The sequence below is a fragment of the Herbiconiux sp. SALV-R1 genome, from assembly GCF_013113715.1.
In the GTDB taxonomy this organism is placed as follows: Bacteria; Actinomycetota; Actinomycetes; order Actinomycetales; family Microbacteriaceae; genus Herbiconiux.
Window position 1 is genome coordinate 1,185,444 of record NZ_CP053344.1, and the last position, 25,344, is coordinate 1,210,787.

The 25,344-nt window shown below is 73.1% G+C and carries 24 protein-coding genes; 17 read left to right on the top strand and 7 right to left on the bottom strand.

What is annotated here, in order from left to right; genetic code table 11:
• Positions 1-33 precede the first annotated feature (33 nt).
• The 6 genes from HL652_RS05835 (at position 34) to HL652_RS05860 (ending at position 7,624) form a co-directional block, all read left to right on the top strand.
• Positions 34-867, top strand: coding sequence for a mycofactocin-coupled SDR family oxidoreductase (locus HL652_RS05835; protein WP_171704416.1), 834 nt, complete (start codon positions 34-36; stop codon positions 865-867).
• A gap of 13 nt (positions 868-880) precedes the next feature.
• Positions 881-1,723: a mycofactocin-coupled SDR family oxidoreductase gene (locus HL652_RS05840; protein WP_171704417.1), complete on the top strand. Its 843-nt coding sequence runs from the start codon at positions 881-883 to the stop codon at positions 1,721-1,723.
• 2 nt (positions 1,724-1,725) lie between these two features.
• Positions 1,726-2,658, top strand: a complete 933-nt coding sequence (locus HL652_RS05845; RefSeq protein WP_216604019.1) for an AAA family ATPase — start codon at positions 1,726-1,728, stop codon at positions 2,656-2,658.
• Between the two features lie 105 nt (positions 2,659-2,763).
• On the top strand, positions 2,764-3,651 hold the full coding sequence (locus HL652_RS05850) for a vWA domain-containing protein (RefSeq protein ID WP_216604020.1): 888 nt from the start codon (positions 2,764-2,766) through the stop codon (positions 3,649-3,651).
• 93 nt (positions 3,652-3,744) lie between these two features.
• Complete coding sequence (mftD, locus tag HL652_RS05855) at positions 3,745-5,079, top strand: pre-mycofactocin synthase MftD (protein ID WP_171704419.1); 1,335 nt, start codon at positions 3,745-3,747, stop codon at positions 5,077-5,079.
• A gap of 148 nt (positions 5,080-5,227) precedes the next feature.
• The gene (locus HL652_RS05860; RefSeq protein ID WP_171704420.1) at positions 5,228-7,624 is read left to right on the top strand and encodes a cellulase family glycosylhydrolase; all 2,397 of its coding nucleotides are present in this window, start codon (positions 5,228-5,230) and stop codon (positions 7,622-7,624) included.
• Positions 7,625-7,688: 64 nt separating this feature from the next.
• Here the strand turns inward: HL652_RS05860 and HL652_RS21665 are convergent, their stop codons facing one another.
• Positions 7,689-9,266 (bottom strand): FAD-dependent monooxygenase, encoded by a 1,578-nt coding sequence (locus HL652_RS21665; protein ID WP_171704421.1) that lies wholly within the window; start codon positions 9,264-9,266, stop codon positions 7,689-7,691.
• A 42-nt stretch (positions 9,267-9,308) separates the two neighbouring features.
• Between HL652_RS21665 and HL652_RS05870 the strand changes: the two genes are divergently transcribed.
• Positions 9,309-10,118: an oxygenase MpaB family protein gene (locus tag HL652_RS05870; RefSeq protein WP_171704422.1), complete on the top strand. Its 810-nt coding sequence runs from the start codon at positions 9,309-9,311 to the stop codon at positions 10,116-10,118.
• On the opposite strand, the gene HL652_RS05875 is transcribed toward HL652_RS05870, so the two are convergent.
• Positions 10,115-11,047, bottom strand: a complete 933-nt coding sequence (locus tag HL652_RS05875) for an ABC transporter ATP-binding protein (RefSeq protein ID WP_171704423.1) — start codon at positions 11,045-11,047, stop codon at positions 10,115-10,117. The two genes, HL652_RS05870 and HL652_RS05875, sit on opposite strands and share 4 nt — an antisense overlap.
• Before the next feature lie 192 nt (positions 11,048-11,239).
• Here HL652_RS05875 and HL652_RS05880 point away from each other — a divergent pair, with 192 nt between their 5' ends.
• Positions 11,240-12,091, top strand: coding sequence for a lytic transglycosylase domain-containing protein (locus HL652_RS05880; RefSeq protein WP_171704424.1), 852 nt, complete (start codon positions 11,240-11,242; stop codon positions 12,089-12,091).
• A gap of 389 nt (positions 12,092-12,480) precedes the next feature.
• On the opposite strand, the gene HL652_RS05885 is transcribed toward HL652_RS05880, so the two are convergent.
• Positions 12,481-12,837: a protealysin inhibitor emfourin gene (locus HL652_RS05885; protein ID WP_253743670.1), complete on the bottom strand. Its 357-nt coding sequence runs from the start codon at positions 12,835-12,837 to the stop codon at positions 12,481-12,483.
• Positions 12,818-14,011, bottom strand: coding sequence for a M4 family metallopeptidase (locus tag HL652_RS05890; RefSeq protein WP_171704425.1), 1,194 nt, complete (start codon positions 14,009-14,011; stop codon positions 12,818-12,820). Before HL652_RS05890 ends, HL652_RS05885 begins: the two co-directional genes overlap by 20 nt.
• Before the next feature lie 156 nt (positions 14,012-14,167).
• Here HL652_RS05890 and HL652_RS05895 point away from each other — a divergent pair, with 156 nt between their 5' ends.
• The gene (locus HL652_RS05895) at positions 14,168-15,706 is read left to right on the top strand and encodes a DNA-3-methyladenine glycosylase 2 family protein (RefSeq protein WP_171704426.1); all 1,539 of its coding nucleotides are present in this window, start codon (positions 14,168-14,170) and stop codon (positions 15,704-15,706) included.
• On the top strand, positions 15,703-16,206 hold the full coding sequence (locus tag HL652_RS05900; RefSeq protein ID WP_171704427.1) for a methylated-DNA--[protein]-cysteine S-methyltransferase: 504 nt from the start codon (positions 15,703-15,705) through the stop codon (positions 16,204-16,206). Before HL652_RS05895 ends, HL652_RS05900 begins: the two co-directional genes overlap by 4 nt.
• A gap of 219 nt (positions 16,207-16,425) precedes the next feature.
• Here HL652_RS05900 and HL652_RS05905 read toward each other — a convergent pair whose 3' ends face one another.
• On the bottom strand, positions 16,426-17,472 hold the full coding sequence (locus HL652_RS05905) for an LLM class flavin-dependent oxidoreductase (RefSeq protein ID WP_171704428.1): 1,047 nt from the start codon (positions 17,470-17,472) through the stop codon (positions 16,426-16,428).
• A 190-nt stretch (positions 17,473-17,662) separates the two neighbouring features.
• On the opposite strand from HL652_RS05905, the gene HL652_RS05910 reads away from it, so the two are divergent.
• The 5 genes from HL652_RS05910 (at position 17,663) to HL652_RS05930 (ending at position 22,677) form a co-directional block, all read left to right on the top strand.
• Positions 17,663-18,541: a universal stress protein gene (locus HL652_RS05910; RefSeq protein WP_171704429.1), complete on the top strand. Its 879-nt coding sequence runs from the start codon at positions 17,663-17,665 to the stop codon at positions 18,539-18,541.
• A 97-nt stretch (positions 18,542-18,638) separates the two neighbouring features.
• Positions 18,639-19,658: a J domain-containing protein gene (locus tag HL652_RS05915; protein WP_171704430.1), complete on the top strand. Its 1,020-nt coding sequence runs from the start codon at positions 18,639-18,641 to the stop codon at positions 19,656-19,658.
• A 119-nt stretch (positions 19,659-19,777) separates the two neighbouring features.
• Positions 19,778-21,412, top strand: coding sequence for an AMP-binding protein (locus tag HL652_RS05920; RefSeq protein ID WP_171704431.1), 1,635 nt, complete (start codon positions 19,778-19,780; stop codon positions 21,410-21,412).
• A 44-nt stretch (positions 21,413-21,456) separates the two neighbouring features.
• Positions 21,457-22,224, top strand: coding sequence for a dienelactone hydrolase family protein (locus HL652_RS05925; RefSeq protein ID WP_171704432.1), 768 nt, complete (start codon positions 21,457-21,459; stop codon positions 22,222-22,224).
• A gap of 69 nt (positions 22,225-22,293) precedes the next feature.
• Entirely contained in the window at positions 22,294-22,677 is a 384-nt protein-coding gene (locus HL652_RS05930) for a VOC family protein (protein ID WP_171704433.1), read from the top strand.
• Positions 22,678-22,681: 4 nt separating this feature from the next.
• Here the strand turns inward: HL652_RS05930 and HL652_RS05935 are convergent, their stop codons facing one another.
• Positions 22,682-23,002: a GNAT family N-acetyltransferase gene (locus HL652_RS05935; RefSeq protein WP_171704435.1), complete on the bottom strand. Its 321-nt coding sequence runs from the start codon at positions 23,000-23,002 to the stop codon at positions 22,682-22,684.
• A complete protein-coding gene (locus tag HL652_RS05940; protein WP_171704437.1) occupies positions 22,999-23,640 on the bottom strand; it encodes a DNA-3-methyladenine glycosylase I in 642 nt (213 codons plus the stop codon). Before HL652_RS05940 ends, HL652_RS05935 begins: the two co-directional genes overlap by 4 nt.
• Positions 23,641-23,697: 57 nt before the next feature.
• Here HL652_RS05940 and HL652_RS05945 point away from each other — a divergent pair, with 57 nt between their 5' ends.
• Positions 23,698-23,859 carry a hypothetical protein gene (locus tag HL652_RS05945; protein WP_171704438.1) on the top strand — a complete coding sequence of 54 codons (162 nt, stop codon included), beginning with the start codon at positions 23,698-23,700 and terminating at the stop codon, positions 23,857-23,859.
• A gap of 105 nt (positions 23,860-23,964) precedes the next feature.
• The gene (locus HL652_RS05950; RefSeq protein WP_171704440.1) at positions 23,965-25,185 is read left to right on the top strand and encodes an NAD(P)/FAD-dependent oxidoreductase; all 1,221 of its coding nucleotides are present in this window, start codon (positions 23,965-23,967) and stop codon (positions 25,183-25,185) included.
• Positions 25,186-25,344 lie beyond the last annotated feature (159 nt).

Here is a 25,344-nt window from a genome sequence, read left to right on the forward strand (position 1 = left end):
GCCCCGCCGGGGCCCTGACGAAGGGAGCACGCGATGGGGCGTGTAGAGGGAAAGGTCGCGTTCATCACGGGCGCTGCACGAGGTCAAGGGCGCAGCCACGCGCTGCGGCTCGCCCAGGAGGGCGCCGACATCATCGCCATCGACATCTGCGAGCCGGTCGCCGCGAACAACGCGCCGCCCGCCACCGAAGAAGACCTCGCCGAGACCGTGCGCCAGGTCGAGGCGCTCGACCGCCGCATCGTCGCCGCCAAAGCCGACGTGCGCGACTTCGAGCAGCTGAAGTCGGTGCTCGACGACGGGGTCGCCCAGCTCGGGCGGCTCGACATCGTCTCGGCCAACGCCGGCATCGCCGGGTCGCCGAACCGGGCCGAAGACATTCCCGACGAGGAATGGGCCGACATGGTCGACATCAACCTCAACGGCGTGTGGCGCACGGCGAAGGCCGCCATCCCGCACCTCAAGGCCGGGGGCAACGGCGGGTCGATCATCCTCACCAGTTCCGACGCCGGCATCTTCGCCTACCCGAACATCGCGCACTACGTCTCGGCGAAGCACGGAGTGGTCGGGCTCATGCGCACCCTGGCGCTCGAATTGGCACCCGACTTCATCAGGGTGAACAGCATCCACCCCACCACCGTCGACACGCCCATGGTGCAGAACGAGGGCACGTACAAGCTGTTCCGGCCCGACCTCGAGAACCCGACGCAGAAGGACTTCGCCGACAGCGCCATCGCGATGAACGCCATCCCCATTCCGTGGGTCGACGCCGTCGACATCTCGAACGCGGTGCTCTGGCTGGCCTCCGACGAGTCGCGCTACGTCACGGGGGTCATGCTTCCCGTCGACGCCGGTGCGGCCATCAAGTGAGGGGAGCGAGACCATGGCAGGACGAGTAGAAGGCAAGGTCGCGTTCATCACGGGTGCGGCCCGCGGGCAGGGGCGCAGCCACGCGCTGCGCCTGGCCGAGGAGGGCGCCGACATCATCGCCGTCGACATCGCCGAGTCGATCCCCGGCATGGAGAAGTACTACGCCGGGGCGACCGAGGACGACCTCGCGGAGACCGTGCGGCAGATCGAGGCGCTCGACCGGCGCATCGTGGCGACGAAGGCGGATGTGCGCGACTTCGACGCCCTGAAGGCGGCAGTCGACGAGGGGGTCGCCCAGCTCGGCCACGTCGACATCGTCTCGGCCAACGCCGGCGTCTTCGCGTTCGGCGAGCAGTCGCAGCTCGTCGAAGACGCCGAGTGGGACATGGTGAACGACATCAACGCCAAGGGCGTGTGGCACACGGCGAAAGCCGTCATCCCGCACCTCATCGAGCAGGGCACCGGCGGGTCGATCGTCATCACCTCCTCCACCGCGGGCCTCAAGGGCACACCGAACGTGGTGGCGTACACGGCCTCGAAGCACGCGGTGGTGGGCATCATGCGCACGCTGGCGTTGGAGCTGGCGCCCCACCGCATCCGGGTCAACACCGTGCACCCCACCGGGGTGGCGACCGACATGATCCTCAACGAGGCGACGTTCAAGCTGTTCCTGCCGCACGTCGAGCATCCGAGCCGTGAGGAGGCCGCTGAGGTGTTCGCCACCACGAACGCCCTGCCCGTGCCGTGGGTGGAGCCGATCGACATCTCGAACGCCGTGCTCTACCTCGCCTCCGACGAGGCGCGCTACGTCACCGGAACCGAGCTCAAGATCGACGCCGGGTACACGGTGAAATGACGATGGCGCACGAGTCCCTCGAGACCCTGCAGGCCACCCGCCATCGGGTCGCCGCGCATCTCGTCGGCCGCGAGCGCGAGCTGGAGCTCGCCCTCGCGGCCGTCTCGGCGGGGCGCGACCTCGTGCTCGAGGGCCCGCCGGGAACCTCGAAGACCACGATGCTGAAGGCCATCACCGAGGAGTGGGGAATTCCGCTGGTGTTCGTGGAGGGCAACGCCGACCTCACCTCGGGCAAGCTCGTCGGCCACCACAACCCGGCGCGGGTGCTGCGGGAGGACTACAGCGCCGACACCTTCGTGGCCGGACCGCTCGTCGAGGCCATGCGCCAGGGCGGGTTCCTCTACATCGAGGAGTTCAACCGCGCGCCTGAAGACACCCTGAACACCCTCCTCACCGCGATGGCCGACCGGTCGATCGAGGTGCCGCGGGTGGGGCGCGTGGAGGCGCTGCCGACCTTCCGCGTGATCGCCTCGATGAACCCGTTCGACAACGTGGGCACGACCCGGCTGTCGACGAGCGTGAGCGACCGGCTCAACCGCATCGTCGTGGGGTATCAGGATGCGGAGGCCGAGCGGGGCATCGTCGCGCTGCGCACCGGGCTCGGGTCGGGCTCGGGCGCCGAGGCCGCGGCGCGCGTCATCCCCGACGCGGTCGCCGTCACCCGGGCGACACGTGAGCACCCGGATGTGCGGCAGGGGTCGAGCGTGCGGGGTGCCATCGATTGCGCCCTCGTCACGCACGAACTGCTGGGGCTGAGGGGCCAGGGCGTCGATGACGAAGACGCCTACCCGGCCACCTTCTTCGACGCGATGCTGGTGTCGCTGTCGGGGCGCATCCACGTCGACGAGGCGTCAGAGACGACCCCCGAGCGAGTGCTGCGCGAGATCTGGGAAGACCACTTCGTGCTGGAGCCGGCGCGGGCCGAGCCCGGGTGAAGAGCCGTCGAGGCCGACTCACCCGTCACCCGGCGGCGCGACGACACCCCTCGGGGGGCGAAGCCGCTGCGGCGGCGGCCGAAGCAGCTCGACGAAGACCCCACGGTGTTCTCGGTGTCGGGCAACGGCGGGTCGGGGCTCGTGCTCCGGGCGCAGCCCGGGCCGGGGCGGCGGAGTGCGGCGAAGCCGCGGCCCTCGGGCTCGGGTGAGGGCTTCACCGACGACGAGGGCGCGCTCGTGCTCACCTCGGAGCTCGACGCCGCGCCCGTCGACGCGCTGGTGCGCGAGCGGGCGGCGCAGATCGCCTCACGGCTCTCGGTGCCGAAACCGCGGGCCGACGGGGCTCGCGACCGGGGGTGGGGTCAGCTGACGAGCGTGCCCTACCGGGGCGGCAGCGACGAGATCGACCTCGACCTCACGCTGCAGATGCTCGCCGAGAAGCCGCTCCCCGAGGAGGAGGACGTGATCGTGCGCGAGCGCGTGCGCGCCCGCCGCTCGGTGGTGCTCGCGGTCGACGTCTCGGGGTCGATGAAGGGTGAGCGGGTGCGCACGGCGGCGGCGACGGTCGGGGCGCTCGCCGCCGAGCTCTCGCTCGACGCGCTCGCGGTCGTGGCGTTCTGGTCTGATGCCGCGGTGCTGCACCGGCTGGGCGACCCGGTGCGGCCGCGGGAGCTGCTCGACGAGATGCTGCGGCTGCCGGCGCGGGGGCTCACGAACGTCGCCTTTCCGCTGAAGATCGCGGCCGAGCAGCTCGCGGGAGTGCCGGAGCGCAACGCCCGCGTCGTCCTGCTCTCCGACTGCGTGCACAACGCCGGGCCCGACCCGCGGCCGTTCGCCGCGCGGCTACCCCGGCTCGATGTGCTGCTCGACACGAGCGGGGAGAAGGACGTGGAGCTGGGGCGCGAGCTCGCACGGTTCGGGAGGGGTACGTTCAGGGCCATCCGGAGCTTCCACGACGTCGCCCCGGCGCTCGGTGCGGTGTTCCGGGAGTGAGAGTGGGTGCTCGTAGGGGGTGCCTTTTGGCACCGAGTGTCATTAGAATAGGCAGGGTTCCCGCCCGTGGCGGCGGGGGAGAGTGGGAGTTCGATGGCGAACGCATGGTTCGAGACCGTGGCCGAGGCTCAGCGCCGGGCCAAGAAGCAGCTTCCCTCCTCGGTGTACGGGGCGCTCGTCGCCGGCTCCGAGCGGGGCACGACGATCGACGACAACATCGGCGCATTCAGCGAGCTCGGCTTCGCGCCGCACGTCGCCGGGCACAAGGCGAGCCGCGACCTCTCCACCTCAGTGATGGGGCTCGACCTGTCGTTCCCGGTGATGATCTCGCCCACGGGCGTGCAGGCGGTGCACCCCGACGGCGAGGTCGCGGTGGCGCGGGCCGCCGCGAACCGGGGCATCTCGATGGGGCTGTCGTCGTTCGCGTCGAAGCCGGTCGAGGAGGTCACCGCCGCGAACCCGAACACGCTCTACCAGATGTACTGGACGGGCACGCGGGAGGCGATGATCCAGCGCATGGAGCGGGCGCGCGCCGCCGGGGCGAAGGGCCTCATCGCCACGCTCGACTGGTCGTTCTCGAACGGGCGCGACTGGGGTTCCCCGTCGATCCCCGAGAAGCTCGACCTCAAGACCATGGTGAAGTTCGCACCCAACGTGCTGCCGCATCCGGCCTGGCTGCTGCGCTTCGCCGCGTCGCGTCGCCTTCCCGACCTCACCGCGCCCAACCTGCAGCCGCCCGGGGGCGAGGCGCCCACGTTCTTCGGCGCCTACTACGAGTGGATGCAGACCCCGCCGCCCTCGTGGGACGACGTGCAGTGGATGCGCGAGCAGTGGGGCGGGCCGTTCATGCTGAAGGGCATCACCCGGGTCGACGACGCCCGGCGGGCCGTGGATGCGGGGGTCACCGCCATCTCGGTGTCGAACCACGGCGGCAACAACCTCGACACGACGCCGGCGACCATCCGGGTGCTGCCGTCGATCGTCTCGGCGGTGGGCGACCAGGTCGAGGTCGTGCTCGACGGCGGTGTGCGGCGCGGGGGAGACGTGGCGAAGGCGGTCGCGCTCGGTGCACGGGCCGTGATGATCGGGCGGGCGTACCTCTGGGGGCTGGCCGCGAACGGGCAGGCGGGGGTGGAGAACGTGCTCGACATCCTGCGCGGAGGGCTCGACTCGGCCGTGCTCGGCACGGGGCACGCCTCGGTGCACGAGCTCGGGCGCGACGACCTCGCGATTCCGGTGGGCTTCGAGCGCACGCTCGGGGCGGGTGCTGAGGCCGACGGCGGGGTGGCGGGTACGGGTGCGGTCACGTCGGCCGGCGGCGACACGGGTGCGGGCACCACGCCGCCCACTCGCGCACCGCAGAAGACCTCCCGCACCCCCTCCCGCACGGCCAAGCCCCTGGCGAAGGCCGAGGCCGAGCAGGGGTAGGGGAGCGCTCCGCGCCCGCCACCCACTTTCTTGCGGACAAAGTCCGTCCGAATCGAGTTTCTGACGGACTTTGTCCGCACGAACGGTGGGGTCGGGGGAGGATGGGGGTGCGGGCGGAGCGCCCGCACGGGAAGCGGGGGTACGTGTCGTGGGGACGCCGATGGAGCGCGGGGTGCGGGAGCGCCGCCGCAGCATCGCCGCCGCGCTCGTGCTCGTGCTGGCCGTCGTGGGCACCGCCACCGCCGTCTCGGTGACCTCAGCCGTGCTCACCGCACAGCGCGAAGCCGCCACGACGGCAGCCTGGGCCCCCACCGATGCCCCCGCATCCGCCGATCACCCCGGTGACGGCACCATCGAAGGCGCCGCGACGGATGCGCCCGCGGCCGTTGGTGCTCCCACCAGCACCATCGAAGGCGCCGCGATGGATGCGCCCGCGGCCGTCGGCGCTTCCGCCGACATCGTCGACGGCGAGGCGACGGATGCGCCCGCGGCCGTTGGTGCTCCCGCCGAGGGCGCGGCGGCGGATGCTGCGGGGGGCGACGGCTCCGTCGGCGACGGGGTGGTGGCGCTCACGCCGCGGCCGAAGCACTCCGGGGTGGCGGGCGATCGCACGCTCGCGCCGCCCACGGCGAGCCCCTCGGGCGGGGCGGATGCGGGCGAGACGACGACGCCGACCGACCTGCCGGCCGCCGACCCCTCGATCACACCCGCACCCGGCACCACCCCCGCGCCCGGCACCGCCCCCGCGCCCGGCGCCACCCCCGCGCCCGCCGCCACCCCCGCGCCCGGCGCCGCCGGCGCGCCACGCGCGATCCCGGGCTGGCTGCACACCGAGGGGTCGACCATCGTCACCGAGTCCGGGGAGCCGTACGTCATCAAGGCGGTGGCGTGGTTCGGCATGGAGACGAGCAACTGCGCCCCGCACGGGTTGTGGTCGATCAGTCTGGATGCGGGGATGGCGCAGATCGCGTCGATGGGGTTCACGAGCATCCGTCTGCCGTTCTCGAACGAGTGCCTCGCCCAGACGGCGACGACCTCGATCAACGCCTCGGCGAACCCGGGCCTCGTCGACCTCACCCCGCTCGAGCTGATGGATGCGGTCGTCGCCACCGCGAAGTCGTACGGCCTGACGGTGTTGCTCGACCGGCACCGGCCCGACTCGGGGGCCCAGTCGGAGCTCTGGTACACCGATCGGTTCAGTGAGGAGACCTGGATCGCCGACTGGACCGCACTCGCCCAGCGCTACCGCGACGAGCCCGCGGTGATCGGTGTCGACCTGCACAACGAACCGCACGGGGGGGCGTGCTGGGGCTGCGGCGACCCCGCCGTCGACTGGCGTGCGGCGGCGACCCGGGCGGGCGACGCGGTGCTCGCGGTGAACCCTCGGCTGCTGATCGTGGTGGAGGGTGTGGAGCGGCAGGGCAACGGCAGCTCGACCTGGTGGGGCGGGGGCCTCGCCGACGCGGGCGACGCGCCCGTCGAGCTCTCGGTGCCGGGGCGAGTGGTGTACTCGCCGCACGACTATCCCGGATCGATCTACGCCCAGAACTGGTTCTCCTCACCCGACTACCCGGCCAACCTGCCCGGCGTCTGGGACGCGAACTGGGGCTACCTCGCCACCAGCGGCACCGCCCCCGTGCTGCTCGGCGAGTTCGGCTCGAAGCTCGAGACCGACGCCGACCGGGCCTGGTTCGAGACCATCGTGGCGTACCTCGCGGCGAACGGAATGAGCTTCTCCTACTGGTCGTTCAACCCGAACTCCGGTGACACGGGCGGGCTCGTGCAGGACGACTGGGTGACGCCGCAGGCCGAGAAGGTGGCGGCGCTCGGTCCGTTGCTCGGGCCCGGGTCGCCGGTGGCCGTGCACTCGCCGGTGGCCGGTGACGGTGGGGCGGATGTGGGGGTGACGGATGCTCCTGCCGCCACACCCACCGAGGTACCCGGTCGCGCACCCGACTCGGTGCAGCCGTGGCTGCGGCCGACGGCGACGCCTGGGGCGACCCCGACGCCGGGGGCGGGGGCGGGTGCGGGCGGCGCGGGTGGCGCCGGAGGCTCGGACGGCGGTGGTGCGGGTGGTGCCGGCTCGGGCGGCAAGATCGGGGGCACCGCCGGACCGGGCCTGCCCGGACCGTCGAACGGCGCGACGCCTGCCACCGGCCAGCCCGCGACCCCGCGCCCGGGCGCGACGGGCGACGCCGGCGGCGGGGGCGGAGTCGGAGCCGCGGGGTCCGGCGCTCGGGCTACCGCGGGTGCCCTCTCTGCGTCGTGGACGCTCCAGAGCACGTGGGAGTCGGGTTACGTCGCCGAGCTCGCGGTGAAGAACGACGGCGGACAGACCGGCTGGACCGCCTCGTGGACCGACCCCAACGCCACCTCCGTCGTGAGCTCCTGGGGCATGAGCTGCACCGTCGCCGACGACACCGTCACCTGCACCGGCTCCCAGTGGGCCGAACTCGTCAGCCCGGGCGAAACGGTCTCCGTCGGCGTCCAAGTCGAATCCTCCACCACCCCCACCGCCCCCGCCCTCACCCTCGCCCGCCGCTGACCCGGCGCCCTGCTTCTGTGGCGCCCGGCCTCGTGCTGCCGCAGTCGCCGGGCCCGGATGCTGGTCAGGCGAGTTCGGTGCTCCTCGGCCGTGCGAGCATCCGGAGTGCTGTGCGTACCACGCGGTGGCGGCCGAGGCGGGCGAGGGTCGTCTCGCCGCGGCAGAAGCGCACGAAGAAGCGGGCGCCGGGCGGGGTGCGGAGGAGGAGGTGCACCAGGGCGGGGTGCCGTTCGAAGACGGTGAGCAGGCGGGCGCCCATGAGCTGCTCGGGCTCGAGCACCGACCGCACCCTGGCCTCGTACGCCGACAGCGCTGCCTCGACGTCGCCAGCACAGTGCTCGGCCGGTGCTGCGCCAGCGCCGACGGCCTCGCCCGAGGTCCGAGGCGTCGTCGCAGCTGCCTCGACGCCACGTTCCGCGCGCGCAGCGGCCGCGGTGCCGGCGGCCTCGCCCAGGGTTCGAGGTGCCGTCGCAGGCGACTCGACGCCACCCTCCGCGCGCGCGGCGGCGGCCGCCGCGGCGGCGGCTTCGCCCGCCCAGGTGCCGGAGCGGAGGGCGAACGAGATGCCCTCGCGGGTCCAAGGTTCGAGGAGGCCTGCGGCGTCGCCGGCGACGAGCACGCGGCCGCGGCGCACCGGAGATCCGGCTTCGCGCCACTGGGTGAGGTGACCCGAGGAGTGCAGCACCTCGGCATGCTCGAGCCCGAGGTGCCGCCGCCAGGCGGCGAGGTAGTCGCGCGTCTCGTCGGGCGACCCCCTGCGCTGGATCACCCCCACCGTCAACGACTCCCGCTTCGGGAACACCCACGCGTAGCTGCCCGCCGCGTCACCCCAGTCGAGCCGCACCACATCGCGCCACACCGTCGCATCGTGGGGGAGCGCGATCTCGTCTTCCAGCCCCAGATCGGTGTCGCCGATGCGCACGCCGACATGCCGCCCCACCCTCCCACTGGTGCCGTCGGCCCCGATCACCACCCGAGCGGAGGCGACACCCTGCGACGTCGTCACCGTCACCAACCCGGCCCCAGCATCCGTTCGGCCGTCGGTGCGGGTGGGTGTGCGCGTCGCGGCGCGCGTATCGGCAGCGGTGGTCGCGCGCGTGCTGGCCCCGTCATCCGCTCGGCCGTCGGTGCCGGTGACCGTCGTGGGGCGGGTATCGGCGCTGGTGGTGTCGCCGGCGTGGGCAGCAGCATCCGTTCCACCAGCGGCGCCGGCGGCGGGCGGCTCGGCGGCGGGCTGGTCGATGGCCTTCACCGTGACGCCGTCGACGAAGCGGGCGCCGGCTTCGACGGCGGCGTCGACGAGTGCCTGGTCGAACTGCTGTCGGCGCACCATGGCGAGGTACGGGCTGGGGCGGCGCAGCCGGAAGGGGCGCCCGAAGCGGTGGGTCACCAGCGTGTCGGGCACGCGCGACTCGACGGTGCGCGCGGCGGCGGGCGGCAGCAGGGCGAGCGACTCGCCGAGCAACCCGCCCCCGCAGGTCTTGTAGCGCGGGAAGCGTGCGCGGTCGACGAGCAGCACCGACGCACCGGCCGAGGCCGCGGCACGGGCGGCCGACGACCCGGCGGGGCCGGCGCCGACGACGATGACGTCCCAGACGAGGTGCTCGTTCGTCCAGCCGCGGTCTCCGGATGCTCGGCCCATGCTCCAAGGCTACGACCTGACCCGGGTGCTACCGTCGCACCCATGCCCGCCCGCCTCTCGCTCGCCGACGTCGCCCCCGAGAGCTTCCTGCTCGCCGGCGCGGGCCGCGCCATCCTGCTGCAGATCGCCCACCCGGCGGTGGGCCACGGCGTCGCGGAGCACAGCGACTTCGCCGCCCGGCCGATGAAGCGCCTCACCGCCACCCTGAGCTACATCTACGCCCTCTCGAACGGCTCCCCGGCCGACGCCCGCCTCGTGCGCGACGCCGTCGACCGCGCCCACGCCCCCGTGCGCAGCGCCCCCGGCGCTGGCGCGGACGGCGCCCCCGCCCCCGCCTACGACGCCCGCGACCCCGAGCTGCAGTTGTGGGTGGCGGCGACGCTCTACGACACGGCGATCACGCTGTACGAGCGGGCGTTCGGGCCGCTCGACGCGGGGTCGGGCGAGCGGGTCTACCGCGAGTACGCGCTGCTCGGCACGGCGCTCCAGATGCCCGAGGAACTGTGGCCGCGCGACCGCGCCGCATTCCTCCGCTACCGCGACGAGACGGTGGCGTCGCTGCGGGTCGACGCGACCGTGCGGGGCGTCGCCGACGCGCTGCTGCGGGCCGAGAACGCGCCGCTGTGGTTGCGGGCCGGCATGCCGCTCGCACGGTTCGTGACGATCGGTCTTCTGCCGACCCCGGTGCGCGAACAGTTCGGCTTCGACTGGGACGCCGCGCGCGAGCGCCGCCTCGACCGCCTCCTCGACACGGCGGCGCCGGTGTACCGCCTGCTGCCCACGCGCATCCGTCGGGCTCCCCAGCGGTACTACCTCGCCGCATTGCGCAGCCGGGTGGGGGTGGCGCGCTAGCCTGCTGCCGCTGCTGCCGCTGCTGCCGCTGCTGCCGCTGCTGCCGCTGCTGCCGCTGCTGCCGCTGCCGCCGCGCCAGCCTCCTCGTCCTCGTCGCGGCGGGCGTGGGCGAGGGAGCGGGCGCTCCAGCGGCCGTGGCGGTGCTCGATCTCGATGGGGTGGGCGAAGCACTCGGTGACGGCGGGCGTCGTGAGCACGCCGGTGGCGGATCCGAGGTGCAGGATGCGCCCACCCGCCAGCAGCGCGGCGTGCGTCGTGCTGCGGGGCAGCTCCTCGAGATGGTGGGTGACGAGCACAGACGCCAGCGAGGGGTGGGCCCGCCGCACCGCGTCGAGGGTGTCGAGCAGCTGTTCGCGGGCGGCGACGTCGAGCCCGGTCGAGGGTTCGTCGAGCAGGAGCAGCTCGGGGTCGGTCATGAGGGCGCGGGCGATGAGGGTGCGACCGCGCTCGCCCTGGGACAGGGTCGTCCACGGTTCGCCCGCCTTGCCCGACAGGCCGAGCAGCTCGACGAAGGAGTCGGCCCGCTCGAGCTCGTCGGCGCTCGGCCGGTAGTGCGGCGGCAGCTCGATCGTGCCGACGGCCCCCGTGAGCACCACGTCGCGGATCGGCAGCGCCGACGTGATCGGATGCCGCGGATTCACATGCCCGATCGACCTCCGCAACCGCTGCAGCGCCACCCGCCCGATGCGGTGTCCGAGCACCTCGACGCGCCCCGAGGTCGGATGCTGCAACGCGCCGCACAGGCTGAGGATCGTGCTTTTCCCCGCTCCGTTCGGCCCTATCAGCGCCCAGTGCTCCCCGGGCCGCACGACCATCGACACGCGGTCGAGGATGACCCGGCCGTGCCGCACGAAGCTCACCTCGGCGAGCTCGAGAACGGGGGCGGTGGGGGAGACGGATGCAGCGGGTGCGGGAGGGACGGAGCTCATCCGTCCATCCTGCCGCGGGCACGACGCCGACGGTGCCTCGCCGCTATCGTGGGAGTGATGCCCCGTCGCCCTCCCACACCCGCCCGGCGGAGCGCACGGCGTGCCGCCCGGCGGCCCAGCGGTCGACGCCGCGACACTCCCTCTTCACCGGCCAGACGCCTCGCCTTCACCTCGGGCCGCGAGGGTGCGGGAATGACCGCCCGCATCGCGCTCGGCGCCCTCGTGACGGGCATGCTCGCCCTCCTGGTGTGGCTCGGTCTCGGTGCCGTGGGCGCGATGGGATCGCACGTGGTGGCGGCCGAGGGCGTGCCGCTCGTCGTGCTGCACGACCCCGCCACGGGCGCGGCGGCCGGTACGGAGGCGGGCGCGGGCAGCGCATCCGGAGCCGCCGGCGCACCCGCCGTTCCCCTTCCCGCGAGCGTGCAGGGCGAGGGCGCCGGTGCGGGTGAATCGCTGGCCGTCGCCTCCGTCTCGGCGGAGTGGGCGGCGCAGACCGCGCAGGCGACGGGCGTTCCCGTGCGCGCGCTCACCGCTTACGCGGCGGCCTCGCTGCGGCTCGCCGCCGAGCAGCCCGCCTGCGGCCTCGGCTGGAACACGCTCGCCGCCCTCGGCTGGATCGAGTCGGGCCACGGCACGCACGGCGGCTCCGCGCTCGGCGCCGACGGCCGCGCGACGCCGGGCATCTACGGGCCGAGCCTCGACGGCGGCGACTACGCGGCGATCCCCGACTCCGACGGGGGCGCCCTCGACGGCGACGCCCGCACCGATCGCGCGGTGGGGCCGCTGCAGTTCATCCCCCAGACCTGGGCGAGCTGGGGTGTCGACGCCGACGGCGACGGCGTCGCCGACCCCCAGCAGATCGACGACGCCGCCCTCACCGCCGGCCGATACCTCTGCCACTACGGAACCCTCACCGACCCCGCGGCGTGGCGCTCCGCCGTCTTCGCCTACAACCACCTCGACAGCTACGTCGACGCGGTGGCCGCCCAGGCGAACGAGTACGCCGCCCGGGCCTCCGGGGTGCAGACGAGCAGCGATCGCTGACCCCCCCGCCCCACCCGGGCGGCGCGCTCGCGGCGTTGTCGTCGAAGCCGATAGCGCCGCTATCGGCGTCTCCTCCGCCTTGCGATCGCACCACCCGGGCGGCGCGGGTGTTGCGGGCGGCGCGCTCGCGGCGTTGTCGTCGAAGCCGACGGCGCTGCTGTCGGCGTCTCCTCCGCCTTGCGATCACACCACCCGGGCGGCGCGGGAAGGTTCGCGGGCGGCGTGGGAGTGTGCGGGCGGCGCGCTCGCGGGGTGGTCGAAGGCGATAGCGGCGCTGTCGGCGTTTCCCCTGCCTTGCGTTCACACCACCTGGGCGGCGCGGGAAGGTTCGCGGGCGGCGCGGGGTGGTTCGTGGGAGGCGCGGGAAGCCGCGGGCGCCGTGACACCGGTCAGGGGGCGCGGCGGGGGGAGGCGTCTTTGACGCGGTCGACGAGTTCGGCCCAGGGGCCGGCGAGGGAGCGTTCGGGAACGGTGGCGTCACGCTCCTCGGCGGGATGCTGCGCCGGGTCGATCACGACGCGGATCGTGTAGACGAAACGGTCGGCCTCGCCCGGGGTGTCGGATGCGTCGTCGCCGGGCCACGGGCACGACTCGACGAGTGAGAGCCAGGAGTCGACCTCGGGCTCCTCCGACGCGGTGATGCTCCACGTGGGCCGCACACCGGCCACGCCTCCGGAGCGCGCCACGGTGATGCGCAACGTCGTCTGCCGGCCGGCGCCCTCGTCGTCATCGTGCTGCTGGTTCATCGCTCCTCACGCCCACGGTACGCCATGCGCCCTCGATCGCCGAGACCTCACGCGAGTCGCCGCCGTAGCGCTCGCCCGCCGTCGCGATCGTCGCCGCGGCGAACTGCGCGAAGTCGGCGGTCGTGGTGAGGCGCGGGCCGCCCACGGTGTCGTACCAGACCGGGCCCACCGTCTCCCACGCCCGGCCGCCGAGTTCGATGGCCGCCAGCGCGAAGGCTCGATTCGGGATGCCGGAGTTCACGTGCACGCCGCCGTTGTCGTCGGCGGTGTCGACGTAGCCCGCCATGTCGGCCGGCTGAGGGTCGCGGCCGAGCACGTCGTCGTCGTACGCGGTGCCGGGCTCGAGCATGGAGCGCAGCGCCCTGCCCTCGACGGCGTCGGTGAACAGGCCCGCTCCGATGAGCCAGTCGGCCTCACCCGCGGTCTGCCCCAGCCGGTGCTGCTCGACCAGCGCCCCGATGACGTCGGAGAACGACTCGTTGAGCGCCCCCGACTGCCCCTGGTACACCAGGCCCGCCGTGTACTGGGTCACCCCGTGGGCGAGCTCGTGGCCGATCACCGACAGCGACGCGGTGAACCGCCCGAACACCTCGCCGTCGCCGTCGCCGAACACCATGCGGTCGCCGTCCCAGAAGGCGTTGTCGTAGTCGCGGCCGTAGTGCACGGTGGCGAGCAGCGGCAGCCCCTTGCCGTCGATCGAGTCGCGGCCGAAGGCGTCGAGCAGCAGCGCGTGGGTGGCCCCGAGCCCGTCGTAGGCCTCGTCGGCCGCCGGGTCTCCCGTCGCGGGTGCCCCCTCCCGTCGCACCACACGACCGGGAAGCGTCTCGGTGCGCCCCGCGTCGTACACCGTGCGGTCGGGCCCCGGAGGGGACGCAGCAGGCTCGCCGTCGTCGCCGAGCCCGAGGTCGGGCGACGTGTCGTTGCCGGCCGCCGAGAACCGTGTCGACGCCCATGGACTCGCCGCCGGCCGCTCGGCCTCCCGCTGCCGCTCGGCACGCAACGCCGGATCGGCCGTGAGCGACCGTCGCGCCGCCGCGGCAGCCCGTTCGAGCCCATAGGCGTCGGCGCCCGCGATGCGTTCAAGCAGATACGGCGGAACGATGGAGTGCCTCACCGTCGCTTCGCGCGGGCGCGACGGGCGGACGGGCCGGATGCGTGCGTTCAGCGAGCTCATACCCAGACCCTACGGCGACCCACCGACACTGCAACCGTCCCCGTGCCGACCCCTGCCGCACACCGGCGCGAAGCGGTCGCGCGCCCCACCGCGCCCCCCCACTGCCATGTCCGATTCCCGCTAGAGACTGTCGGTGGCCCGTGCGATGCTCGACGCATGGACTTCGAGGAGCGCTACCGCATCATCCAGTCGCGCGACCCCCGGTTCGACGGCCAGTTCATCACCGCCGTGCGCTCGACGGGAATCTACTGCCGCCCGAGCTGCCCCGCCCGCACCCCGAACCCGGCGAACGTCACCTTCTACGAGACCAGCGCCGCCGCCCATGAGGCGGGTTACCGCGCGTGCAAACGCTGCCTTCCCGAGGCCGTCCCCGGCACCCCCGCCTGGAACCTGCGCGACGACCTCTCCGGCCGCGCCATGCGCCTCATCGCCGACGGCGTGGTCGAGCGCGAGGGGGTGCACGGCCTTGCCGCCCGCCTCGGCTACTCCTCCCGTCACCTCACCCGCGTGCTCACGCAGGAGCTCGGTGCCGGCCCCCTCGCCCTCGCCCGTGCCCACCGCGCGCAGACCGCGCGCACCCTGCTCACCTCGACCGAGCTGCCGATCGGCGACATCGCGTTCGCTGCCGGTTTCGCGAGCATCCGGCAGTTCAACGACACCGTCGGAGAGGTGTTCCGCCTCACCCCGAGCGAGCTGCGCGCCCGGCAGTCGCGGCACTCGGGCGCCGCACCGGGGTCGATCGAGCTCGCCCTGCCCTACCGCGAGCCGTTCGACGCGGCAGGAGTCTTCGCCTGGCTCGCCGCACGCGCCGTGCCCGGGGTCGAGTCGGCGGGCCCCGCCCATTTCGCCCGCACCGTACTTCTGCCAGGCGGCCCCGGATGCTTCGTGGTGCGCCACCGCGCAGGCCGCCTGCTGCTCGAAGCCCGACTCGCCGCGCTGGCCGATCTTCCGGTGCTGGTGGCGCGTATCCGTCGGCTGTTCGACCTCGACGCCGACCCCGTCGCCATCGACGGAGCGCTGCGTACCGCCGGCGGAGGCGTGCTCGTGGGGAGGGTCGAGGCGGTGCCGGGCATCCGGCTGCCGGGAGCCGTCGACCCGCACGAGATGCTCGTGCGCGCCATCATCGGCCAGCAGATCTCGGTGCCGTCGGCCCGCACCCTGCTCCACCGCCTCGCCGTAGCCGCCGGCACCCCGTTCGACGCCGGGACGGGCGCCGACGCCGCAGCAGGCGACGACGTGTTCTCGTCGCTGACCCTGCTGTTCCCGACGGCGGCGCAGATCGCCGAGCATGCCGGGACGGTGCTGACGGGCCCCCGCGCCAAGATCGCTACCGTCGTCGCCGTCGCCGAGGCGCTCGCCTCGGGCGAACTCGAGCTCGGCACCGGCGACGACGCCGCACAGCAGCACGACCGCCTGGTCGCCCTGCCGGGCATCGGCGAGTGGACGGCCGGCTACCTCGCCATGCGCATCCTCGGCCGGGCCGACGTGCTGCTCACGGGTGACGTCGCCATCCGTGCCGGGGCGCGAGCGCTCGGCCTCCCCGACGCGCCCCGCGAGCTCGCGGCCTGGGCCGGAGACTTCGCGCCCTGGCGCTCCTACCTCTCCCTCCACCTCTGGCGCGCCGCCGCCGACGCCCCGCGAACCAGAACACCCTCGACACCCGCCGCCCCGCGGCGCAGCAAGGAGACCTCATGACCGCCGTCATCCAGTTCCTCGACACCCCCGACGGGGCGTTCGGCATCATCGCCGACGACGAGGGCCGCGTACTCGCCTCCGGGTGGACGGGCGACCCCGCCGCCCTCCTCGCCCGCATCACCCCGGTGCTGCGCCCCGCATCCGTCGAGCCCGGCGAGGTGGGGGCCGCCGCCGAGGCCGCCCTCGCGTACTACGACGGCGAGGTGACGGCGATCGACGGGGTGCGGGTACTGCAGAGCGGAGGTGTGTTCCACCAGATGGGGTGGGATGCGCTGCGCACCATCCCCGCAGGCAGCCCGCTCAGCTACCAGCAGTTCGCCGCCGCCCTCGGGCGCCCGAGCGCGGTGCGCGCCGCCGCGAGTGCCTGTGCGCGAAACGCCCCCGCCCTGTTCGTGCCGTGCCACCGCGTGCTCCGCACCGACGGATCACTCGGCGGCTTCGCCTGGGGCACCCCCGTCAAGCAGTCCCTCCTCGCCCGCGAGTCCCGCGCCGCCCGGTAGCCCCGGCCCCGCCCCGCGCGCCCGTGCCAAGTGGGCGACACTCACGTTGGTCGCACTAAGTGCTCTCAAACGCGAGCTGAGGAGCACTTTGCGCGACCAATCGAGGTGGGGTGGTCGTCTCCCAGATCGCGCGGCCCGGGTTAGTCGCGCAAAGTGCTCTCAGAAGCGAGTTTGGGAGCATTTTGCGCGACCAAAACGCGGGAGCGCGCGACGCGCCGCTCAGGCGAGCAGCTCGCGCACGCGCGGCACCACCTGGGTGCCGTAGAGCTCGATGCTGCGCATCAGCTCGGGGTGCCCGAGCATGCCGTTGCCGTACTTGAGGTCGAAGCGGTTGGCGCCGAGCACCTGCAGCGTCGACGCGATCTTCTGCGCCACCGTCTCCGGCGAGCCTACGTAGAGCGACCCGTGCGGCCCCGCTTCCTGCTCGAAGTGCGCGCGCCCCATCGGCGACCACCCGCGCTCGCGCCCGATGCGGTTCATCTGCCGCTGGTAGTGCGGCCAGAGCTGCTCCCGCGCCTCCTCGTCGGTGGCGGCCACGTGCCCGGGCGAGTGCACGCCCACGGGCTGCAGCGGGATCTCGAACTGCTCAAGCGCCCGACGGTACAGGTCGGAGAACGGCGCGAACCGCGCCGGGTCGCCCCCGATCACCGCGAGCATGAGCGAGAACCCGTAGCGCGCCGCCCGCACCACCGACTCGGGGCTCCCGCCCACCCCCACCCACGTCTTCAGCAGCCCGTGCTCGACGGGCGGGTACACCGACTGGGCCTTGAGCGGAGCCCTGGTCGACCCTTCCCAGGTCACCGGATGCTGCTCCCGCACAGCCGCGAACAGGTTCAGCTTCTCGTCGAAGAGCGTCTCGTAGTCGCTCAGCTGGTAGCCGAACAGCGGGAACGACTCGGTGAACGAACCGCGCCCCAGGATGACCTCCGCCCGCCCGTTCGACAGCGCGTCGAGCGTCGAGAAGCGCTGGAACACCCGCACGGGGTCGTCGGAGCTCAGCACGGTGACCGCCGACCCGAGGTGGATGCGCGTGGTGCGCGCCGCGATCGCCGCCAGCACCACCTCGGGCGAGGTCACCGCGAAGTCGTCGCGGTGGTGCTCGCCGAGGCCGATGAAGTCGATGCCCACCTGGTCGGCGAGCTCGCCCTGCTCGACGAGGTTGCGCAGCACCTGGGCCGGGTGCAGGGGCTCGCCCGACGCATCCGCCGTCACGTCGCCGAAGGTGTCGAGCCCGAACTCGTAGTGCTCGGGGGAGTGCTCTGCCATGGTGTGCCCTTCATCGTGCCGGGAGACGTCGTGCCGCACGCTCCCGCGCCGGCGGCGCAAGTCTATGCGAACGTATGAAGCTCGGAACCGGATGCGCCCCACCAGTATTCCCGAGCATCCGGCCCCGGCACGCGACCGGCTCGCTAGGCTCGTGAGCGCAGCAGTCGCGCGACGAGAGGGGCCCGGAGTCATGAGCGGAACGATCCTGGTGGGGTACGACGGTTCGCCGTCGGCGTCCGTCGCCCTCGACTGGGCGCTGCGCCGGGCCGAGGCCACCGGCAGCGCCGTCGACGTGCTCTTCGTCGCCGACACCTCGTGGGACTCGGAGGCCTTCACCGCGACGCCCCTGCTGCAGAAGCAGGGCGAGGTGGTGCTCTCGAGCGCGGCGTTCCACGCCGACACGAAGGCACCGCACGTCACCGTCACCTCGCGGGTCGCCGTGGGTAACCCGGTCACCGTGCTGTGCGAGCAGGCCGAGTCGACCGGCGCCGAGCTGCTCGTCGTGGGCAGCTACCGCAAAGACCTCTACGAGCGCCTCACCACCAGCGCGGTGAGCGTGCGGGTGGCGGCGGCGTCGAAGGTGCCGGTGGCGGTCATCCCCGACCTCGCGCCGGCGCATCGCAGCGGGGTCGTCGTGGGCGTCGACGGCAGCGAGGCCTCGGCGATGCTGCTCGAGGCCGCGGTGACGGAGGCCGCGAGACTCGGCGAGAAGGTCACCGTGGTGAGCGCCTGGACGCTCCCGCCCCTCACCCAGCCCGAGTTCGGCGTCGACTCCGAGCTCTACGACGCCCTCGAGGAGCGTACGCAGGCAAGCGTCGCCGCGACCGTCGCGTCGCTCGAGGAATCGCGGCGCGCCGCGGGCGCCGAGCCGGTGACGATCGAGACCTCGGTAGTGCTCGACGCTCCGGCTCCCGCGCTCATCACCGCCGCGAAGGATGCTGCACTGCTCGTCGTCGGAACCCACGGGCGGCGCGGCCTCAGCCGCTTCCTGCTCGGCTCGGTGAGCCACGACGTGCTCATCCACGCGCCGAGCCCGCTGCTCGTGCTGCGGGTCGCCGAGCGAGCGTAGGGCGCCGGGCACCGGCGGCACGTCGCGGCACGCCGCGCCGCGGCCCGCCCCCACCGCGCGGGGCGGGGTTCCAGCATCCGCCGGTATCGTGGAGCGGGTGTCCGACAGCCCCGCGTCCCCCACGCCCTACGAGGTGCTGGGCGTCGACCCGGGCGTAAGTGACGGCGAGCTGCGCAAGGCCTATCGCCGGCTGCTCCGCGAGACGCATCCCGACACCGGGGGCGACGCCGCGCGCTTCGACCGCGTGCAGCGCGCCTGGGAGCGCGTCGGCACCCCCGCCGACCGCGCGGCCTACGATCGCGGGCACGGCTCGCGCTCCGTCGGCGGCGACGGCGGTGCGGCCCACTCCGCCGGCGCCTCGGGTTCCGCCTCGACCTCGGGCTCGGGCTTCGGCCCCGCGACGGGTTCGTTCCGCGCTGCCGGGCGCGCCGAGAGCTCCACGGTGCGCGCCAGGAGCTACGGCCACCCGGGCGGCCAGGAGCGCGAACGCTACCTCGAGCTGCTGCGCGAGTGGGTCGGTCGCGGCGTCACCATCGACGACCCCTACGAGCCCGCGCTGGTGCGCTCGGCGCCGCGCGAGATCAGGTCGTGGCTGGCGAAGGCGCTCGCCGAGGAGGCGACCGCCGGCCTCGTGTCGACGCTCGGCATCGGCTACACGATCTGGAACAACGTGCTCACCGGGCGCGAGCAGGGCGGCGTTCCCGAGACGATCGACCACGTGGTGCTCGGCCCCGCGGGGCTCTTCGCCGTGCAGTCGGAGGACTGGGGCGGCGAGGTGCGCCTGCGTAAAGACGAGCTGGTGGGCGAGGTGCTGGGCCGCGGTGTCGAGCCGCTGCACGAGCTGAGCCGGGCCGCCAAGACGCTCGCGCGGTCGCTGGGTGTGAAGTTCACGGCGCTCGTGACCGTGGTTCCGGATGCCGCACTCGACGAGCCGGCCGCCGCCGTCACGCGGGGTCGCCTCGCCGGGTCGGTCGTCGTGCGCCGCTCGCTGCTGCCGCAGCTCCTCCGCGACGGTGCCGGCGCCGGCGCGGGCGGCCGCGGCGGGGTCGACCGCACCAGCATCGACCGCGCCTTCGAGCTCCGCCCCCACCTGCAGCGCGCCATCCGCCTCGCCTGACTCCCGGGCCCGCGCCCCCACCCCGTGCCCCGCCCCGTGCCCCCGACCCCGCCTCCGCACTTGCGGCGGGGCGGCTCGGGGGAGTCAAATGTCTCCACCACTGTCAAAGGAGACGGATCATGGCAAGGCCCACCCCACCCGCGCTCGAGATCCCCCCGCTGAGCGTCTACGAGCTCCTCTTCGCCGGGCTCGACGAAGCCGACCTCGACCGTGTCGCCCTCGTCGACGGGCCGACCGGCGACGAGACGAGCTACCGCGCCCTCGTCGCCCAGGTCGACGCGCTCGCCGGCTCCCTCGCGGCCCGTGGCCTCGCCGTCGGCGACCGCGTCGGCATCCTCTGCCCGAACATCCCGGCCTTCGCCACCGTCTTCCACGGCGTGCTGCGCGCCGGCGGCACCGCCACCACGATCAACTCGCTCTACACCGTCGCCGAGATCGCGAACCAGCTGACGAGCGCGAAGGCGACCTGGCTGTTCACCGTCTCGCCCCTGTACCCGCAGGCCCACGAGGCGGCGACCGCGGCCGGCATCCCCGACGACCGCCTCGTCGTCATCGACGGCGTCACCGGCCACCCGAGCCTCAGCGACCTGCTCTTCGACCGGGCGGCGGCGCCCGACGTGAGCTTCGACCCCGCCACGCACCTCGCCGTGCTGCCGTACTCCTCGGGCACCACGGGGCACCCGAAGGGCGTCATGCTCACCCACCGCAACCTGGTGGCGAACGTGCTGCAGTGCCAGGAGGTCATCCCGCTCGGCCGCGACGACCGGGTGCTCGCCGTGCTGCCGTTCTTCCACATCTACGGCATGTCGGTGCTGCTCGACTTCGCGCTGCTGAAGCGGGCGGCGCTCGTCACCATGCCGAAGTTCGAGCTCGCCGAGTTCCTCCGCACCGTGAGCGAGGAGAAGTGCACGTGGGTGTTCATCGCGCCACCCATCGCGGTGGCGCTGGCGAAGCATCCGCTGGTCGAGGAGTACGACCTGTCGAGCGTCGAGGTGGTGTTCTCGGGCGCCGCCCCGCTCGACCGCACGCTCGCCGAGGCGGTGGCGGCGCGACTCGGATGCGTCGTCTGCCAGGGCTACGGCATGACGGAGACCAGTCCGGTCACCCACGTCATCCCGGTGAGTCGTGACGACGTCGACCGCTCGTCGATCGGGTTCGCGGTGCCGGGCACCGAGTGCCGGGTGGTCGACCCCGAGTCGGGGCACGAGGTGCGGGTGCCGAGGCGCGGGCGCGGACCGAGCGCACCCGGCGAGCTGCTCGTGCGGGGCCCTCAGGTGATGGCGGGCTACCTCGACGACGAGGAGGCGACCGCCCGCACCATCGACGCCGAGGGCTGGCTGCACACCGGCGACATCGCGACCGTCGACGCCGCGGGGGTGTTCACCATCGTCGACCGGCTGAAGGAGCTCATCAAGTACAAGGGCTATCAGGTGGCGCCGGCGGTGCTGGAGGCGGTGCTGCTGGCGCATCCGCAGATCGCCGACGCCGCGGTCATCGGTGTGCCCGACGACGACGGGCAGGAGGTGCCGAAGGCGTTCGTGGTGAGGCGAGCGGCGCCCGGAGGCCCTGACGACGCCGGCGCAGCCGTCGAGCTCGACGAGGCCGCCGTGATCGCGTGGGTGCAGGAGCGCGTGGCCCCTCACGAGAAGGTGCGGCTCGTCGAGTTCGTCGACGCCATTCCGAAGTCGACCTCGGGCAAGATCCTCCGCAAAGACCTCCGGGCGCGGGTGGGGCGCCACGCCGCGCTGACCTGAGCGGCGGCCCGCCACACCGCAGGCTGCCGTGATAGACCGGAGGCATGAGCACCGACTCCGCCTCCCCGTTCCGCGACCTCGTCGAGACCGTTCCCCTGGCCGAAGGTGCGGTCATCGAGACCCGGCGCATCCGCTACGAGGAGTCGGGCGTGCCCCTGAGCGGCCTGCTCGTGTGGGACTCCTCGCGCGGCGGCCCGCGCCCCGGCGTGCTGGTCGTGCACGACTGGATGGGGGAGGACGACTACGTGCGCGCCCGCTGCGAGATGCTCGCGCGCCTCGGCTACGTGGCCTTCGCCGCCGACGTCTACGGCGAGGGGGTGCGCCCCGCCGACGCGGGTGAGGCGTCGGCCCTCGCCCAGCAGTACTACGCCGACCTCCCCGCTCTCCGCGCGCGGGTGCAGGCCGGGTACGACGTGCTCGCGGGCCTCGCCGAGGCCGAGGGGGAACGTCTGGCGGTGATGGGCTACTGCTTCGGCGGCTCCGCCTCGCTCGAGTTCGCCCGCACGGGCGCGCCGCTCGCGGGTGCGGTGTCGTTCCACGGGGCGCTCGTGGTGCACGAACCCGCCGACGTCGCGTCGCTCGACGCTCCGCTGCTCGTGCTCACCGGCGCTGCCGACCCCGTCGTGCCCGACGAGACCGTCGTGGCGTTCGAGAACGAGCTACGTCAGCGGGAGGGTCTCGACTGGCAGATCGTGAGCTACAGCGACACCCCGCACGCGTTCACGCGCCCGGGCATCGAGGCCTACCGGCCGAAGGCCGACGCGCGCAGCTGGCGGGCGATGGCCGACTTCTTCGACGAGATCTTCGCCTGAACCCTTTACCCTGCCGCCCCGGAGTGGCATTGTGGACGGTGTTCACATAGAGATGAGGGCGGTGCCGGGATGACGCAGTTCACCGAGGGCTTCAGCGGTTTCAGCGTGCGCGACACGGATGCGGCTGCCGCCTTCTACCGCGACGTGCTCGGTCTCGAGGTGGCCGAGAACGAGATGGGCATCCTCACCATCACCCTCCCCGGCGGCGCTCCGGTGCTCGCCTACCCGAAGGGCGACGACCACGTGCCGGCGACGTTCACCGTGCTGAACTTCGTGGTTCCCGACATCGACGTCGCCGTCGACGAGTTGACGGCGGCGGGCGTGACGTTCGAGCGCTACGAGGGCATGCCGCAGGACGAGAAGGGCATCGGGCGCGGCAAGGCGGCGGGCAGGGGGCCCGACATCGCGTGGTTCACCGACCCGTCGGGCAACATCATCGCTGTGATGGCGTAGTCGCTCAGAGGGAGGCGCGCAGCTCCACCGAGGCGGGCTCGACGATGTCGTCGAAGTCGTGGTGCTTCTTCACGTAGGCGTCGACGAAGGGGCAGATGCCGACGGCCTTCAGCCCGTCTTCGCGCACCGCTGAGAGGGCGCCCTTGATGAGGATGCTGCCGTAGCCCTTCCCGCCCTCGGCGGGATCGATCTCGGTGTGCAGGAACACCCGCTTGTCGTGGCGATCGGTGTAGCCGGTGAACCCCACCTCGTGCCCGTCGACCTCGAGCACGTAGCGGTGCCGCTCGGGCTGGTGCACGACCTCAGTCTCGTTGTTGTCGCTCATGTCTCCAGCGAACCACATCCGACATCCGTGAGCCAGACTCCCGAGCTGCCGCGGCGGTGGCTCGCCAGCAGGTGGGTGTCGACGATGCCCACGGCCTCCATCAGCGCGAACATCGTCGTCGGTCCGACGAAGCGGAAGCCCTTGGCCCGCAGCGTCTTCGCGAGAGCCACCGACTCGGGCGAGCTGGTGGGGATCTCGGAGAGGCGCTCGGGCCGCGGCGTGGTGTCGGGCTTGAACGACCAGACGAGACCCACGAGTCCGCCCTCGACCGTGTCGTCGTGGCGCAACGCGACTGTCGCCCGCGCGTTGGCGATGGTGGCGGTGATCTTGGCCCGGTTGCGCACGATCCGCGCATCCGTCATCAACCGCTCGACGTCGTCGTCGGTGTAAGCGGCCACCGCATCCGGATCGAAGTCGTCGAACGCCTCCCGGAAGGCGGGGCGCTTGCGCAGGATGGTCGCCCACGACAGGCCCGACTGGAAGCCCTCGAGGCTCACCCGCTCGAACAGGCCGCGCTCGTCGCGCACCGGCATGCCCCACTCGGTGTCGTAGTACTGCTGCAGCAGGGGGTCGACGGATGCCCAGGCCGGCCGGGCGAGGCCGTCGGCGCCCACGATCAGCCCGGTCTCGACGTTCACATCCTCTAGTATTGGTCAGGTCGGAACCATCGGGTCACCCCAACGGAGGAATGCAGAATGAACGTGCTCGCCGCCATCGGAGCCATCCTCCTGTTCCTCCTCGGCATCGTGCTGTTCGGCATCCACACCGAGGTGTGGGTGTTCTTCGGCGGCATCCTGTGCGTCTCGGCGTCGCTGTTCGTCGCGTTCTCGCTGCTGCCCACCCAGCGCCGGCACTGAGGCTGCGCCGCCCGCGGGTCGCTGACGCGGCCGGCTCTCCTGCACGCGGGCTGAGCGTTCTGCCGCAGCCGAGCCGATCGGCGGTCGCCTCAGTAGGTTGAGGCCATGACCGACGCTCGCACCGCATCCGCTCACCACCGTGTCGTCGTCGTGGGCGGCGGCAACGCCGGGCTCTCCGTGGCAGGCCGCCTGCGCCGCTACGGCGTCGACGACGTCGTCGTCGTCGAGCCGCGCGACACCCACCTCTACCAGCCGATGTTCTCGCACATCGCCGGAGGCACCGCCCCCGCCTCGCTCGCCGCGCGGCCCCAGGCCGAGGTGATGCCGAAGGGCGTGGGGTGGATCAAGGGGCGGGTGCAGAGCATCGACGCCGGTCATCGCTCGATCACCCTCGCCTCGGGTGCGACCGTCGGCTACGACCAGCTCGTGGTGTGCCCCGGCATTCAGAAGAACTGGGATGCGGTGCCCGGTCTCAGCGCCGCCATGGCATCCCCGTGGGGCGTCTCGAACTACGAGTACGAGCTCGCCCAGAAGGCCTCCGCCGTGCTGCGGCGGGTACGCAGCGGCACCGTCGTGTTCACGCAGCCCGACGGGCCCGCGTCGTGCGCAGGTGCCGCGCAGAAGCCGATGTACCTCGCCTGCGACTACTGGCGGGCGACGGGCGTTCTCGCCGACATCAAGGTGGTGCTCGTGCTGCCCACTCCGACGATGTTCGGCATGCCGCTCATCGACCGCGAGCTCGAGCGCAAGGTCGCCGAGTACGGCATCGAGGTGCGCTACGCCAGCGAACTCGTCGAGGTCGACGCCGAGGCGAAGACGGTGCGCATCGCCGCCGTCGGCGACCACTCCGCCACGGAGCGGCTGCACTACGACGTGCTGCACGCGGTGCCCCCGCAGTCGGCGCCCGACTGGCTCGCGGCCACGGGCCTGCCGCGGGCGGGGGAGCCCGGCGGCTTCGTCGAGGTCGACTCGCTCACCCTGCGTCACCCCCGGCACCCCGAGGTGTGGTCGCTCGGCGACACCGCGGGCGTCTTCGCCTCGAAGTCGGGGGGCGCCCTCCGTCAGCAGACCAAGGTGCTCGCGAAGAACCTCGTCGCCGCCCTGGAGGGCAAGGAGTTGCCCCAGAGCTACAACGGCTACTCCGTCTGCCCGTTCGTGGTGTCGCGCTCCACCGTGGTGTTCGCCGAGTTCGACGACCGCTACCGGCCGAAGCCCACCATCCCGTTCTGGAAGGGCCTCGCCCGCGAACGCCGCTCCACCTTCCTCGCCGACCGGCACGTGCTGCCCTGGGTGTACTGGCACCTGATCCTGAAGGGCCGTGCCTGAGGCGCGCGGGCGGGCCGCGCCTGAGGCGCGCCCGGCGGGCCGCGCCGGGGGCCCGGGTGGCAGTTCGCGCCGATCGCGTGAACGGTTTCCCAACATCCTGCGACAGCTACATCGGGGCCCGATGGCAGCGCTACAGTTGACGCACTTCCCGCGCCGCTG